Here is a 15,857-nt window from a genome sequence, read left to right as displayed (position 1 = left end):
TCCGCAACCCGTCTGACAAGGAGAGTTCACGATGAGCACCACGGAGACCAGCAGAGAGGCCACCGAGGTCAACCGGGCGGTGGCCAGGCGCTTCTACGAGGAGGTCGTCTCCCAGGGCCGCCTTGAGGTCCTCGACGAGATCGTCGCCGAGGACGGCACCGACGCCGCGGGCCCCGCCCTCGGCGGTGGCGGCCGCGCCGGGTTCGTCCAGCACATCACCTGGCTGCGCCAGGCGGTCGAGGGCGTGACGGCCACGGTGACCGACACCGTCGCCGAGGACGACAGGGTCGTCGTCTACTGGACCATCGAGGGGGTGCAGCGCGGCGAGGTGTTCGGCGCCCCGCCGAGTGGCCGCCGCTTCGTCGGCCAGAGCATCAGCACCATCAGGTTCCGTGACGGCCAGATCATCGAGTACGAGGTCCTGCCCGACCGTCTGGGCATCGTGCAGCAGCTCGTCTGAGCCTCCGCCGCCCGCCCCCGTGGTCAGGGGGCGGGCGGCGCCAGCAGGCCGGTGCTCGCGCTCAGCCCGCCGTCCACGGGCAGCGTCACCCCGGTGACGTAGGAGGCCGCGGGCGAGGCCAGGAACCAGATGACCTCCGCCTGCTCCTCGGGACGCGCCCAGCGGCCCATCGGAATCCGCCGGGTCAGCTCGGCCGCGAAGGCGGGATCCTCCCGGTGCACCGCCGTACGCGGCGTGTCGGTGAGGCCGGGCGCGACCGCGTTGATCCTGATCCCCTGGGCCGCGTAGTCGATCGAGGTCGCCCGCACCAGGTTCACCACCCCCGCCTTGGCCGCGTTGTAGGCCCACACCCCGGGATCGCCCGCCAGGCCCGAGACCGACGCGGTCACCACGATCGCCCCGCCGCCCAGGCCGCGCATGACCGGCACCGCGGCCCGGATGCCCAGCACCGGGCCGCGGAGGTTGACCGCGACGATCCTGTCGAAACGCTCGACCGCCCCCGGCGACTCCAGGGGAGGGGTCGCCCCGATCCCGGCGTTGAGCACCACGGCGTCGAGCCCGCCGAACCTCTCCACGGCCAGCGCGACCGCCCTGCGGTTGTCGGCCTCCGTGGACACGTCCCCCAGCAGGGGAACGACCCCCGCCGACGTCCCGAGGCCGCAGAGCCCGGCCTCGGAGACGTCGACGGCGACCACGCCGTATCCACGACCGGCGAACAGCTCGACGCACGCCCGCCCGATCCCGGCCCCGGCGCCGGTCACGACCACGGAGCGCACGCTCAGACCGCCAGCCCGTCGATCCACGTCCTGATCGCCTGGGCCGTGGTGTCCGAACGCTCCTCAAGGGTGGTGAAGTGGTCACCGGGGATGTCCACGGACTCGTGCGCCACCGGCCAGTACGCCCGCCAGTCAAGGCGCCCCTCGGGATCGACGGTCGTGCCGCGCAACGGCTCCGTCGCCCGCAGCAGCAGGATCGGCGTCTGCACCGGCTTCGGCTGCCAGCCGACGAAGAGCCGGTTGTACAGCCCCATCGTGGTCAGCCTGCTGTCGTGCAACGTCATGTCGAACCGGTCGATGCGCTCCAGCATCCCGCCGATCATGCCGCCGAGCCACCACTCCATGCCCTCCTGGCCCGCCGCGTCGATCGGGTAGCTGTCGATCAGCGCGAGCCCGGCGGGCGTCAGCCCCTGGTCCTCAAGGGCGACGGCCACCGCGTGCGCGACACAGCCGCCCATCGAACGGCCGACGATCACGAAGGGCTCGTCCTCCCCGACGACGGAGCGCAGACCCTCCACGTTCATCTGGACCAGCGTCTCCAGCGAGTCGGGCAGCGCCTCGTCCTCCCCGTCGGTGAACCCGGGGGAGGGCACGACGTGGACGTTCCGCTCACCCCTGAAGGTCTGGCCGAACCGGGAGTACTCGTGCGGCCCCGAGATCGCGCTGAGCGCGGGGAAGCACACCAGGGACACCCTCCCGGGGCCGGTGGCCAGCTTGATCGGGGGCAGCACGTGCCGGTCACGCTCGGCGGCGCCGAACTGCCCACGCGCGTGCGAGACCGCGAGCAGCAGCTCGGCCGCCTGCACGTGCTTGCCCGTGTCGTGCATCCGCCGGTGCAGCGCGGCCAGCCCGCCGCCCCCCTGCCCCGTTCCGGTACGGCCAGGCCGTACCTCCCGAGGCGTGTCTCCCAGCTCACGGCCGAGCAGGTCGGCGATGGCCTGGGGGGTGGGGTGGTCGAAGGTGAGGGTGGCGGGCAGGCGCAGTCCGCTGGCGGTGCTGAGGCGGTTGCGCAGCTCGACGGAGGTCAGCGAGTCGAGTCCCAGCTCGATGAGCGCCCGGTCGGCGGGAATGGTGTCCGGCGCCGGGTGGTCGAGCACCGTGCCGACCTCGGCGCGGACCAGCCCCAGCAGGACCTCGGCCCGCGCCTCACCGTCGAGCCCGGCCAGCCTGCCCACGAGCGACGCCCCGCCCCCCGCTCCCGCGCGGGAGCGCGCGGCGGGCCGGGCGGCCCTGACGAGACCGCGCAGCAACGGCGCGGGCGTCCCCTCGACGGTTGACGCCAGCAGCGCGGGCACCACGACGCCCCGCGTCTGCCCGGAGACGGCGGCGTCGAACAGTGCGAGCGCCCGCTCCGTCGGCAGTGACCGCAGCCCGCTGCGCGCGATACGCGCCTGGTCCGCCGCGCCGAGCCGGGTGGTGATGCCGCTCTCCTGCTCCCAGATGCCCCAGGCCAGGGAGGTCGTCCCCGGGTGGTTGGTCGCCAGGGCGTCGAGATAGGTGTTCGCGGCGGTGTAGGCGGCCTGGGCGGCTCCCCCGAGGAGTCCCGCGACGGAGGAGAACAGCACGAGGGCGGGGGAGTGCTCGCGGGTGAGCTCGTGCAGCAGGTGCGCACCGTCGATCTTGGGGGTCAGGACGGGGTGGAGGCGTTCCGGGGTGAGGCCGGTCAGCGGGGTGTCGTCGGTGACGCCCGCGGTGTGGACGACGGCGGTGAGGGGGTGCTCCGCGGGGATGGCCCGGATCAGCTCGGTGAGGGCTCGCCAGTCGGCGATGTCGGTCGCGGTGACGGTGACCTGGGCGCCCAGAGCGGTGAGTTCGGCCTTGAGTTCTTTGGCTCCCGGGGTGTCCAGTCCGCGTCGTCCGGTCAGGACGAGGTGGCGGACGCCGTGGGTTGTGACGAGGTGGCGGGCGAGGGTGGCGCCGAGGGTGCCGAGGCCACCGGTGACCAGCACCGTCCCTTCGGGGTCCCAGCCGAGCCCCTCCGCGACCTCCGGAGCGGCCAGCGGAGCCAGCCGGGGGATCAGGGCCTCTCCCGCGCGCACCGCGAACTGCGGCTCCTCGGCGGCCACGGCCGCGGCGACCGCCGACGGCAGCCCCTCCAGCGACCGCGCCGCGCCGTCCAGGTCGGCCAGCAGCACCCGCCCCGGATTCTCCGCCTGCGCCGAACGCGTCAGACCCCAGACGGGGGCGGTGGTCAGGTCCGAGGGCTCCTCACCCGTCGTGACGGCGTCACGCGTCAGCACCAGCAGCCGGGTCTCGTGCCAGCGGTCCTCCTCGAACCACCGGCGCAGTACGGCCAGCGTCCGCTCGGCGTTGTCGTGCGCCCCGGCCACCGGATCGTCCTGGGGAGAGACCGCGAGCACCACGAAGGCGGGGACGGGCTCCCCGGCCTCGACGGCGTCGGCCAGCGAGTCCAGGTCCGCGAAGAGCGAGGTGGTCACCCCGGCCTCACGGAGCCCGTCGTACAGCTCCCGGTCGTCAAGCACGGCCCAGCCCTGGCGCCCGGCCTGTCCCGGGGCCAGCGGGGACCACTCAACCTGGAACAGGCCGTTCTCGGTTGCCGGTCCCGCCTCCTTCAACTGCCCCACCGAGACAAGGCGGGCGACGAGCGCGTCGATCGAGACGACGGGGGCACCCGTGGTGTCGGTCGCGTGCAGGGTCAGCGACGCCGTGTCGGACATCACCACCCTGACCCGCAGCGTGGACGCGCCGGAGGCGTGCAGCCGTACGCCGTTCCAGGCGAACGGCAGCCGGTTGCTGCCCTCGGGCACGTCGGCGAGCCCCCGCAGCGCGGGCAGGTGCACCGCGGCGTCCAGCAGCGCGGGATGCACCCCGAAACCCGCGGCGTCCTGCGCGTACGGCTCGGGCAGCGCGACCTCGGCGAACAGCTCCTCACCCCGCTGCCAGGCGGCACGCAGCCCACGGAACGCCGGGCCGTACTCCAGCCCCGCCTCGTCGAGGGCCGGATAGACCGTCTCCACCTCGACCGGCTCCGCACCGGCGGGCGGCCACACCGCCAGGTCGGCGGTCTCCTCGTGCGGGCCGCCCTCGGTCAGGGTCGCGCTGGCGTGGTGGGTCCAGTCCGCTGAGCCGTCACCGGGCCGGGAGTAGATCTCCACGGCCCGGCCTCCGGGCGACCCCTGCGCGCCGGTGACGATGACCTGGAGCTGTACGGCGTCGCGGGCGGTGAGGACCAGCGGCGTGTGCAGGACGAGTTCCTCGATCGTGTCGAGACCGGTCACGTCGGCCGCGTGCACGGCCAGCTCGATGAAGGCCGTACCGGGGACGATGACCGTCCCGAAGACCGCGTGGTCGGCCAGCCAGGGGTGGGTCGCCAGGGAGAGACGGCCGGTCAGGACGGTTCCCTCACCGTCGGCGAGCGGAACCGCCGCACCGAGCAGCGGATGCTCCGCGGCGCCGAGCCCGAGCCCCGCCACGTCACGCGGCAGGTCGGCCGGGGGCTGCGCCCACAGCCGTTCCCGCTGGAAGGGATAGGTGGGCAACTCGACGGCCTGCGGCCGCCCGGTGAGGGTGGCCGCCCAGGTGACGTCGGTGCCGTTGACGTACAGGTGGGCGGCGGCGGTGAGGGCGGTGACGGGCTCCGGCCGGTTACGGCGCAGGGTGGTGAAGGCCGGGGTGCCGAGGGTGGTCTCGGTGGCGAAGGCGGTCAGAACCGGGTCCGGGCCGAGTTCGAGGAAGAGGTCGGTGTCCTGGGCGGCAGTGCTGAGGACCTCGTGGAAGCGGACGGCATGGCGCAGGTGGTCGGCCCAGTAGGCGGGGTCCGTGTGTTCAAGGGCGGTTCCGGTGTGGTCGGAGATGACCGGCAGAACCGGCTGGTTGAAGGTCAGGTCGCCGATGGCGTCGCGGAACTCGTCGAGGATCGGGTCGAGGTGGTGGGAGTGGAAGGCGTGGCTGACCGTGAGCTTCCGGGTCTTGCGGCCCTGTTCGGCGAAGTGGTCGGTGACCTTCTGAACGGCGTCGGCGTCACCGGAGATGACAGTAGAGGTGGGGGTGTTGAGGGCGGCGATGGTGACGCCGGGTCCGAGCAGCGGGAGGACGTCTGCTTCGGGGGCGTTGATGGCGGCCATGGCGCCCGGGGGGAGTCCGTCCATGAGGCGGGCACGTGTGGCGACCAGCCGTACGGCGTCTTCCAGGTTGAGGACCCCGGCGAGGTGGGCGGCGGTGATGCCGCCGATGGAGTGGCCCGCGACCGCCGTGGGGTGGATGTTCCAGGAGGCCAGCAGAGCGTGCAGGGCGGTGTGCAGGGTGAAGAGGGCGGGTTGGGTGTAGAGGGTGTGGTTGAGCAACGCCTCGTGGGCGGGGTCGAAGATGACCTCCCGGAGGGGGACGTCGAGATGGGCGTCGAACAGGGTGGCTACCGTGTCGAAGGCTTCGGCGAAGGCCGGGTAGGTCTCGTAGAGGGTGCGGCCCATGCCGGTGCGCTGGCTGCCCTGGCCGGTGAACAGGAACGTCACCCGGGGGGTACCGGTGGGCGTGCCGGTGATGGCGAGGGCGCGCAGGCGCTTGGCGAGGTCGGCGGGGGTGTCGCCGAGGACGACCGCGCGGTGCTCGAAAGTGGTGCGGGTGGTGGCCAGGGAGTAGGCGACGTCCTCGGGCCGCAGGCCGTCCAGGTGGTCGGCCAGTTGGGCGGCCTGGGCGGTCAGCGCCTCCGCCGAACGTGCCGAGACGACCAGCGGAACCACCCCGACGGTTCCCGGCTCCGGGGTGGCCGGTGCGGGATCGGGGGCCTGTTCGATGATGACGTGGGCGTTGGTGCCGCTCACCCCGAAGGCCGAGACGGCGGCCCTGCGCGGGTGCTCGGTCTCGGGCCAGGGGGTGTTCTCGGTGAGCAGCCGTACGGTTCCGGCACTCCAGTCCACGTGCGGGGTCGGCTCGTCCACGTGCAGGGTCTTGGGCAGGACTTTCTCGCGCAGGGCCTGGACGGTTTTGATGATTCCGGCGACGCCCGCTGCGGCCTGGGCGTGGCCGATGTTGGACTTCAACGAACCGAGCCACAACGGCTGCTCGGCGGGCCGGTCCTCGCCGTAGACCGCGATCAACGCCTGCGCCTCGATGGGGTCGCCGAGGGTGGTCCCGGTGCCGTGTGCCTCGACGGCATCGACCTCGGCGGGAACGAGCGCGGCGTCTTCGAGGGCCTGGCGGATCACCCGCTGCTGGGCGGGGCCGTTCGGCGCCGTGAGGCCGTTGGAGGCGCCGTCCTGGTTGATGGCGGTGCCTCGGACGACGGCCAAGATGCGGTGTCCGTTGCGCTGGGCGTCCGACAGCCGTTCCAGGAGGAGAAGCCCGGCGCCCTCGGCCCAGCCGGTGCCGTCGGCCGCCGCGGCGAAGGCCTTGCACCGGCCATCAGGGGCGAGCCCCCGCTGCCGGGAGAACTCGGTGAACCCGATCGGGGTGGCCATCACCGTCGCACCCCCGGCCAGCGCCAGGTCCGACTCCCCGGACCGCAGCGCGCGGACCGCCAGATGCAGCGCGACCAGCGAGGACGAGCAGGCCGTGTCCACGGTCACCGCCGGTCCCTCGAAGCCGAAGGTGTAGGAGATGCGGCCCGAGACGACGCTGGCGAGGTTGCCGATGGCGAGATACCCCTCCAGGTCGTCGGGCACCTCGGTGAACCGTGAACCGTAGGTGTTGTCGGCGACCCCCGTGTAGACCGCGGTCCTGCTGCCCCGCAACGAGGCCGGGTCGATGCCCGCGCGCTCCAGCGTCTCCCAGGCCAGTTCCAGCAGGAGACGCTGCTGCGGGTCGCTGGCCAGGGCCTCACGCCGGGAGATGCCGAAGAACTCGGCGTCGAAATCACCCGGGTTGTCCAGGAAGCCACCGTGCCGGGTGTAGGAGGTGCCCGGCTGGTCCGGGTCGGGGTCGTACAGCTCCTCCAGGTTCCAGCCCCGGTCCGCGGGGAACTCGGCGACGGCGTCCCCGCCGGTCGCGACCAGGTCCCACAGCCGCTCCGGGGTGTCGGTGCCACCGGGCAGGCGGCAGGCCATGCCCACGATCGCGATCGGCTCCCTGGCCTTGGCCTCGATGTGCCGCAGCCTTCTCTCGGCCTGCTTGGTCTCGGCGATCGAGCGCTTGAGATACTCGCGCAGCTTGTCGTCGTTGGCCATGGTGGATCAGCCCCTGTCCAGGAGGTCGAAGAGTTCGTCGTCGGTCGCGGAGTCGAGGTCGATCTCCTCGTCATCCGTGTCGCTCACGGCCGCCACCACGTCGAGACGCGTCACGAGGGCACGCAGCCGGGCCACGATCTCGGCCCGCTCGCCGTACTCGCCGGACAGCGCCTCCTCAAGGCGCCGCAGCGCGGCGAGCGGTGAGACGGCCGCGGCGGCCTCCTCGGTGTCGGGCAGCAGGGTGAGGATGTGGCCGGTCACCGCGGCCGGAGTCGGATGATCGAAGATCAACGTGGTGGGAAGCGGCAGCCCGGTGGCCGTCCTGAGCCGGTTGCGCAGATCGACCGCGGTCAGCGAGTCGAGACCCAGCTCACGGAAGGCCGCTGTCGTGTTGACCGCCTCCGGGTCGGAGTGCCGCAGCACCGCCGCGACCTCGGTCCGCACCAGATCCAGTACGGCTTCGCGCCGCTCCTGCGGGTCGAGCCCGGTGAGCCTGTCGGCCTGGGAGACGGTCGTGGCGGAGACGCTCACGGCCACCTCGGAGGAGGTTCCGGAGGAGCGCGTCGCGTCGAGCCAGTAGCGCGACCGCTGGAAGGCGTAGGTCGGCAGCTCGATCCGGCGCGAACCGGCTCCCGAGAGCGCGACCGTCCAGTCGACGGGGACGCCGCGGACGAACGCCTCGGCCAGCGACGTCAGGAACCTGTCGAACCCGCCCTGGTCGCGGCGGAGTGTCCCGGTGACCAGCGTGGGCGGCCCGTCGTCGGCGTCCAGCGTCTCGTGGACGCTCGCGGTGAGCACCGGATGCGGGCTGACCTCGATGAAGACCGTGTGCCCCTCCCCGGCCAGCGCCCTGGTCGCCTCCTCGAACCGCACCGTGTGCCGCAGGTTGGTGTACCAGTACTCCGCGTCGAGACCGGAGGTGTCGATCCAGCCCCCGGTGGCCGTGGACAGCATCGGCACGGTCCCGGTGCGCGGGACGATCGGCGACAGCGCCTTGACCAGGTCGTCGTGGATGGACTCGACCTGGGCCGAGTGCGAGGCGTAGTCGACCGGGACGCGGCGGTTGCGCACCCCCTCCGCGTCGAGCTGGGCCAGTAGCTCCACCAGGGGCTCGACCTCGCCGGAGACCACCACGCTCGACGGGCCGTTGACGACGCCGACGGACAGCCGCCCGCCCCACGCCGCGAGCCTGCTCTCCGCCTCGGCGGCGGGCAGCGAGACCGACGCCATGCCGCCGTCGCCGGACAGCGCCGTGATGGCCTGGCTGCGCAGCGCGACAACCCTGGCGGCGTCCCGCAGCGAGAGCCCCCCGGCCACGACGGCCGCGGCGATCTCCCCCTGGGAGTGACCGACCACCGCGTCGGGGCTGACGCCGTACGAGCGCCACAGCTCGGCGAGCGAGACCATGACCGCCCACAGCACCGGCTGCACCACGTCCACCCGGTCGAGACCGGGGGCGCCCGGCGCGCCGCGCACCACGTCGAGCAGCGACCAGTCGGTGAACTCGGAGAGCGCGGCGGCGCACTCGGTGAGCCGTTCGGCGAACACCGGCGCCGTCTCCAGCAGCCCGGCGGCCATGCCCTGCCACTGCCCGCCCTGACCGGGGAAGACGAACACGACCTTGCCCTCGACGTCGGCGGTGCCGCGCACCACGTGGTCGGGCAGGGCGCCGTCCCCGGTGAGGGAGCGCAGCCCGGAGACGAGCGCCTCCCGGCCCGAACCGACCACGACGGCGCGTTCGGCGAGCGTCCTGCGGGTCGTGACGAGCGAGCGCGCCACGTCGGCGGGTTCGAGTTCGGCGCGTCCCTCGACGAACGTGGCGAGGCTGACGGCCTGGCCGCGAAGCCCCTCGGGCACGTGCCCGGAGAGCACCCACGGCAGCGCGGCCGGCTCCTTGACGGGTTCCTCGACGGGTTCCTCGATGGCGGGCGGCTGCTCCAGGATCACGTGGGCGTTGGTGCCGCTGACCCCGAAGGAGGAGACCGCGGCACGCCGTGGCCGGTCGTCCCGCGGCCACGGCCTGGCCTCGGTGAGCAGTTCGACCGCCCCGAGGGACCAGTCGACGTGCGGGGTTGGCTCCTCCACGTGCAGGGTCTTCGGCAGCAGGCCGTTCCGCATCGCCATGATCATCTTGATGACGCCAGCGCCTCCCGCGGCCGCCTGGGTGTGGGCGATGTTCGACTTCAGCGAGCCGAGCCACAGCGGCTTCTCCCGGGGCCTGTCCTGGCCGTAGGTGGCGATGAGCGCCTGCGCCTCGATCGGGTCGCCCAGGGTCGTGCCGGTGCCGTGGGCCTCGACGGCGTCCACCTCGGACGGGCCGAGTCCGGCGTTGGCCAGAGCCTGCCGGATGACCCGCTGCTGTGAGGGGCCGCTTGGCGCGGTCAGCCCGTTGGAGGCGCCGTCCTGGTTCACCGCCGAGCCGCGCACCACCGCGAGCACCGGGTGACCGTTCCTGCGGGCGTCGGACAGCCGTTCGAGGAGCAGCAGGCTGACGCCCTCGCCCCAGCCGGTGCCGTCCGCCGTCGAGGAGAACGCCTTGCACCGCCCGTCCGTGGACAGACCCCGCTGCCGGGAGAACTCGACGAACGTGGTCGGCGTCGACATCACCGCGACCCCGCCCGCCAGCGCCAGGTCCGACTCCCCGGAACGCAGCGACTGGGCGGCAAGGTGCAGCGCGACCAGCGACGACGAGCAGGCCGTGTCCACGGTCACCGCGGGGCCCTCGAACCCGAAGGTGTAGGAGATCCGCCCCGAGGCGATGCTTCCCGCGCTGCCGTTGACCAGGTATCCCTCCAGGTCACCCGGGATCTCCTGCAGCCGGGGCGCGTAGTCGTGGTACATCATCCCGGCGAACACCCCCGTACGGCTGCCGCGCAGCGAGAGCGGGTCGATGCCCGCCCGCTCGAACGCCTCCCAGGTCACTTCGAGCAGCAGCCGCTGCTGGGGGTCGGTGGCGAGCGCCTCGCGGGGGGAGATGTTGAAGAACGCCGCGTCGAAGTCGGCGACGTCCCGCAGGAACCCGCCGTGACGCGTGTAGGACTTGCCCACCCTGTCCGGGTCGGGGTCGTACAGCTCCTCCACGTCCCACCCCCGGTCCGAGGGGAACTCGGAGACGGCGTCGCTCCCGCTCTCGACCAGCCGCCACAGCGCCTCGGGCGACTCGATCCCGCCGGGGAGCCTGCACGCCATCCCGACGATCACCACGGGGTCGTCGGCCAGGGACCCGGTCCCCGTCCGCTCGGCGCCGACGGTCACGGCCCGCGTCACCTGCCCGGCCAGTTCCCGCTCCAGCAGGTCGGCGATGGCCTGGGGGGTGGGGTGGTCGAAGGTGAGGGTGGCGGGCAGGCGCAGTCCGCTGGCGGTGCTGAGGCGGTTGCGCAGCTCGACGGAGGTCAGCGAGTCGATGCCCAGCTCGACGAGGGGCCGTTCCGCGGGGACGGCGCCGGGCCTGGGGAAGCCGAGGACGACGGCGGTCTCCGTACGGACGAGGTCCAGCAGGAACGCGCCACGTCGGGCGGCGTCGAGTTCGGCGAGCCTGGCGCCAAGCCCCTGCTCGCTCTCCCGCACGGCCCGGGCTGCGGGACGCCGCTTCTGCGCGAACCCCCGCAGCAGCGGCGAGGCCGGTTCCGTGGGCGTGGTGATCGGGGAGGGCACGAGCAGCCGCTCCCCGTGGCCACCGAAGACGGCGGCGTCGAACAGCGCGAGCGCCTGCTCCGTCGGCAGCGGACGCAGCCCGGACCTGGCGAGCCGGGCGCGGTCCACGGCGGTGAGGCTCGCCGAGATGCCGCTCTCCTGCTCCCAGAGCCCCCAGGCCAGAGAGGTCGTCCCCGGGTGGTTGGCGGCCAGGGCGTCGAGGTAGGTGTTCGCGGCGGCGTAGGGGGCCTGGGCGGCTCCGCCGAGCAGTCCGGAGACGGAGGAGAAGAGCACGATGGCGGGGGAGTGGTCGCGGGTGAGTTCGTGCAGCAGCCACGCGCCGTCGATCTTGGGGGTGAGGACGGGGTGGAGCCGTTCGGAGGTGAGCGCCGAGAGCGGGGTGTCGTCGGTGACGCCCGCGGTGTGGACGACGGCGGTGAGGGGGTGCTCTACGGGGATGGTCCGGATCAGCTCGGTGAGGGCGTGCCTGTCGGTGGTGTCGGTCGCGGCGATGGTGACGTGGGCGCCCAGTTCGGTGAGGTCGGCCCTGAGCTGTTCGGCTCCCGGGGTGTTCAGTCCGCGTCTGCCGGTCAGGACGAGGTGCCGGGTGCCGTGGGTGGTGACGAGGTGGCGGGCGAGGGTGGCGCCGAGGGTGCCGAGGCCACCGGTGATCAGCACCGTCCCCTCGGGATCCCACCTTTCGGCCCCGGCGTCAGAGGAGACCCGGCCGAGCCGGGGCACGAGGAAGGACCCCGCGCGCAGCGCCACCTGCGGTTCGTCCACGGCCACCGCCGTCGCCACGCCGTACGGCAGGGCAGCCCATGAGGCGTCGCTCCCGTCCAGGTCGGCGAGCAGCACCCGCCCCGGATGCTCGGTCTGCGCCGAACGCGCCAGCCCCCACACCGGGGCCGCCGTCAGGTCCACGACGTCGCCCGCACCCGCGGCGACGGCGCCCCGGGTCAGCACGAGCAGCCGCCCGTCCGCCCACCGCTCCTGACCGACCCACTCACGCAGTACGGCCAGCGTCCGTTCGGCGTTGTCATGCGCCCCGGCCACCGGGTCGTCCCCGCCGTCAACCGGCAGGACGACGAGCGAGAAGGGCCGCGTCCCGGTGTCGAGGGCCTCGGCGAGCGCGGCGAGGTCGGCGTACGCCGAGACCGTGACCCCCTTCGGCGCGGCGAACGGGTCACCCAGCACCGCCCACCGCTGGTCCCCGTCCACCGCGGCCTCGGCGGTGAGCGCGTCCCAGCGGACCCGGAACAGCGCGTCACCGTGGGCCGCGCCCCGGAGCTGGTCACGTCCGACCGGGCGGACCCGCAGCGCCTCGACCGAGGCGACGGGAGCCCCCGCCGGGTCGGCCGCGTGCAGGGTCAGCGACTCGGAACCGGAGACCACCGTGCGCACCCGCAGCGTGGTCGCGCCGGAGGCGTGCAGCCGTACCCCGTTCCAGGCGAACGGCAGCCGGGGATCGTCACCGAGCCACTCCAGGGCGGCGACGTGCAGGGCCGCGTCGAGCAACGCCGGATGCGCCCCGAAACCTGCCGCGTCCTGCGCGTACGGCTCGGGCAGCGTGACCTCGGCGAACAGCTCCTCACCCCGGCGCCAGGCCGCCCGCAGCCCCTGGAACGCCGGTCCGTACCCCAGGCCCGCGTCGGCCAGCCGCTCGTAGGCGTCCGCCACGTCGAGAGGCCGCGCGTCCCGGGGCGGCCACGTCGTGAGGTCCACGACCGTGCTTCCCCCGGCCGCGAGTACCCCGCTGGCGTGCCTGGTCCAGTCGCCGGTTCCCCCGGTCGGCCGGGAGTAGATCTCGACGGACCGCCGCCCGGGAGCCTCCTGAGAGGTGGTCGTGATCACCTGGAGATCGACGGCCACGCCGGTCGCGAGGACGAGGGGGGCGTGCAGCACGAGTTCCTCGACGCCGTCGTGCCCGGCGTGGTCGGCGGCGTGCAGGGCCAGCTCGACGAAGGCCGTACCCGGGACGACGACCGTGCCGAGCACCGCGTGGTCGGCCAGCCAGGGGTGGGTTGCCGTGGACAGGGTGCCGGTGTGCACCGTGCCCTCGCCGTCGGCCAGCCGTACCTCCGCGCCCAGCAGCGGGTGACCGGCCGAGGTGAGGCCGAGGTCGGCGGGGTCCGCGCTCCTGCGGGGCGCGTCGATCCACAGTCGTTCCCGCTGGAAGGGGTAGGTGGGCAGCTCCACGGTCTGGGGGTGCGCGCCTGCGAGGGTCGCGGTCCAGGTGACGTCGGTACCGCCCACGTGCAGCCGGGCGGCGGCGGTGAGCACGGCGACGTCCTCTGGCCGGTTACGGCGCAGCGCCGGGATCGCGTTCACGCCCTCGGCGCCCAGGGTCTCCTGGACCATCCCGCTGAGCGTCCCGTCAGGGCCGATCTCCAGGAACGTGTCCGGCGGCTCCGTCCCCTCGCGCAGCCGCCGTACGACGTCGTGGAAGCGGACGGGGTGGCGCAGGTGGTCGGCCCAGTAGGCGGGGTCGGTGTGGACGAGGGGTTTTCCGGTGTGGTCGGAGATGACCGGCAGGGTCGGCGGGTTGAAGGTCAGGCCGCCGATCGCCTCCTGGAACTCGTCGAGGATCGGGTCGAGGTGGTGGGAGTGGAAGGCGTGACTGACGGTCAGGTGCTTGGTCTTGCGGCCCAGGCCGCTGAAGTGGTCGGTGACCCTCCGCACGGCCTCGATGTCGCCGGAGACGACGGTCGAGGTGGGCGTGTTGAGCGCCGCGATGGTGACGCCGGGACCGAGCAGCGGGAGGACGTCGGCCTCGGAGGCGTTGATGGCGGCCATGGCCCCTGAGGGCAGCGCGTCCATCAGCCGGGCACGGACCGCGACCAGCCGTACGGCGTCCTCCAGGTTGAGCACCCCGGCGAGGTGGGCGGCGCTGATGCCGCCGATGGAGTGGCCCGCCACCGCTGCGGGGTGGATGCCCCAGGAGGTGAGCAGACCGTGCAGGGCGGTGTGCAGGGTGAAGAGGGCGGGTTGGGTGTAGAGGGTGTGGTTGAGCAGTTCCTCGTGGGCCGGGTCGAAGATGACGTCCCGCAGCGGAACGTCCAGATAGGCGTCGAACAGGGCGGTGACCCTGTCGAAGGCTTCGGCGAAGGCCGGATAGGTCTCATGGAGGGTGCGGCCCATGCCGGTGCGCTGGCTGCCCTGGCCGCTGAACAGGAACGCCACCCCACGGGAGCCCGTCGCCACGCCCGTCGTCACCCCGCCGTGGTGGCCGTTCGCGGCGAGCGCCCGCACCCCGTCCGTGAGCTCCTGCCGCGACCGCCCCAGAATGACCGCCCGGTGCTCGAAAGCGGTGCGGGTGGTGGCCAGGGAGTAGGCGACGTCCTCGGGCCTCAGACCGTCCAGGTGGTCGGCCAGTTGGGCGGCCTGGGCCGTCAGCGCCTCCGCCGAACGTGCCGAGACGACCAGCGGAACCACCCCGACGGTTCCCGGCTCCGGGGTGGCCGGAGAGGTCTCGGGGGCCTGCTCGATGATGACGTGGGCGTTGGTGCCGCTCACCCCGAAGGCAGAAACGGCGGCCCTGCGCGGGTGTCCGGTCTCGGGCCAGGCGACGTTTTCGGTGAGCAGCCGTACGGTTCCGGCACTCCAGTCCACGTGCGGGGTGGGCTCGTCCACGTGCAGGGTCTTGGGCAGGACTTTTTCGCGCAGGGCCTGGACGGTCTTGATGATTCCGGCGACGCCCGCGGCGGCCTGGGCGTGGCCGATGTTGGACTTCAACGACCCCAGCCACAGGGGTTGCTCAACGGGACGGTCCTTGCCGTAGACCGAGATGAGCGCCTGGGCCTCGATGGGGTCGCCCAGGGTGGTGCCGGTGCCGTGGGCTTCGACGGCATCGACCTCGGCGGGAACGAGCGCGGCGTCCTCAAGGGCCTGGCGGATCACCCGCTGCTGGGCCGGACCGTTCGGTGCGGTGAGACCGTTTGAGGCGCCGTCCTGATTGATGGCGGTGCCACGAATGACGGCCAGCACGCGGTGTCCGTTGCGCTGGGCGTCCGACAACCGCTCCAGGAGGAGAAGTCCCGCGCCCTCGGCCCAGCCGGTGCCGTCGGCCGACGCCGCGAAGGCCCGGCAGCGGCCGTCGGGCGACAGCCCCCGCTGCCGGGAGAACTCCACGAAGGTGCTCGGCGACGCCATGACGGTCACCCCGCCCGTCAGCGCCAGGTCCGACTCCCCGGACCGCAGCGAACGGACCGCCAGGTGCAGCGAGACCAGCGACGAGGAGCAGGCGGTGTCCACGGTCACCGCGGGACCCTCGAAGCCGAAGGTGTAGGAGATCCGCCCGGACAGCACGCTCGCCGCGGTGCCGGTGATCAGATATCCCTCGACCTCCTCGGGCACCTGGCTGAGCGTGCTCGCGTAGTCCTGCCCGTTGGTCCCGGCGAAGACCCCGGTGCGGCTCCCCTTCAGCGCACGCGGATCGATGCCCGCGCGCTCCAGGGTCTCCCAGGCGAGTTCCAGCAGGAGACGCTGCTGGGGGTCGCTGGCCAGGGCCTCACGCCGGGAGATGCCGAAGAAGTCGGCGTCGAAGTCGCCGGGACTGTCCAGGAAGCCGCCGTGCCGGGTGTAGGAGGTACCGGTCCGCTCCGGGTCGGGGTCGAAGAGGTCGTCGACGTCCCAGCCCCGGTCCGTGGGGAACTCGGTGACGGCGTCCCCGCCGCTCGCGACGAGGTCCCACAGCCGCTCGGGAGTGTCGGCGCCACCGGGCAGGCGGCAGGCCATGCCCACGATCGCGATCGGCTCCCGCTGCCCGTCCCGTACGTCGCGCAGCTCTTCACGTGTCTTGTGCAGTTCCTCGGTCACACGCCGGAGGAGATGCCGGATCTGGTCGTCACTCACAGGTCTTGCCTT

General features: G+C 73.1%; 3 protein-coding genes and 1 pseudogene. 1 reads left to right on the top strand and 3 read right to left on the bottom strand.

Annotated features, from left to right (window positions below):
• The first annotated feature begins 31 nt into the window (after window positions 1-31).
• Window positions 32-460, top strand: coding sequence for an ester cyclase (locus tag FHS44_RS12150; protein WP_184714063.1), 429 nt, complete (start codon window positions 32-34; stop codon window positions 458-460).
• Window positions 461-483: 23 nt separating this feature from the next.
• Here the strand turns inward: FHS44_RS12150 and FHS44_RS12145 are convergent, their stop codons facing one another.
• The 3 genes and pseudogenes from FHS44_RS12145 to FHS44_RS12135 form a co-directional block, all read right to left on the bottom strand.
• Window positions 484-1,263 carry an SDR family NAD(P)-dependent oxidoreductase gene (locus FHS44_RS12145; RefSeq protein ID WP_221460664.1) on the bottom strand — a complete coding sequence of 260 codons (780 nt, stop codon included), beginning with the start codon at window positions 1,261-1,263 and terminating at the stop codon, window positions 484-486.
• Entirely contained in the window at window positions 1,239-7,358 is a 6,120-nt protein-coding gene (locus FHS44_RS41710) for a type I polyketide synthase (RefSeq protein ID WP_184714062.1), read from the bottom strand. Before FHS44_RS41710 ends, FHS44_RS12145 begins: the two co-directional genes overlap by 25 nt.
• A gap of 6 nt (window positions 7,359-7,364) precedes the next feature.
• Window positions 7,365-15,755 (bottom strand): annotated as a pseudogene (locus tag FHS44_RS12135) (type I polyketide synthase); the annotation flags it as partial.
• Window positions 15,756-15,857 lie beyond the last annotated feature (102 nt).

It is taken from the genome of Streptosporangium saharense (assembly GCF_014203715.1).
Classification (GTDB): domain Bacteria; phylum Actinomycetota; class Actinomycetes; order Streptosporangiales; family Streptosporangiaceae; genus Streptosporangium; species Streptosporangium saharense.
The sequence above is the reverse complement of the archived record's forward strand: the minus strand, read 5'-3'. Positions and strand labels throughout refer to the sequence as shown.

Bases quoted from the DNA above. Each gene is read 5' to 3' on its own strand.
- FHS44_RS12150 (WP_184714063.1), top strand. From the start codon at position 32: ATGAGCACCACGGAGACCAGCAGAGAGGCCACCGAGGTCAACCGGGCG.
- FHS44_RS41710 (WP_184714062.1), bottom strand. From the start codon at position 7,358: ATGGCCAACGACGACAAGCTGCGCGAGTATCTCAAGCGCTCGATCGCC.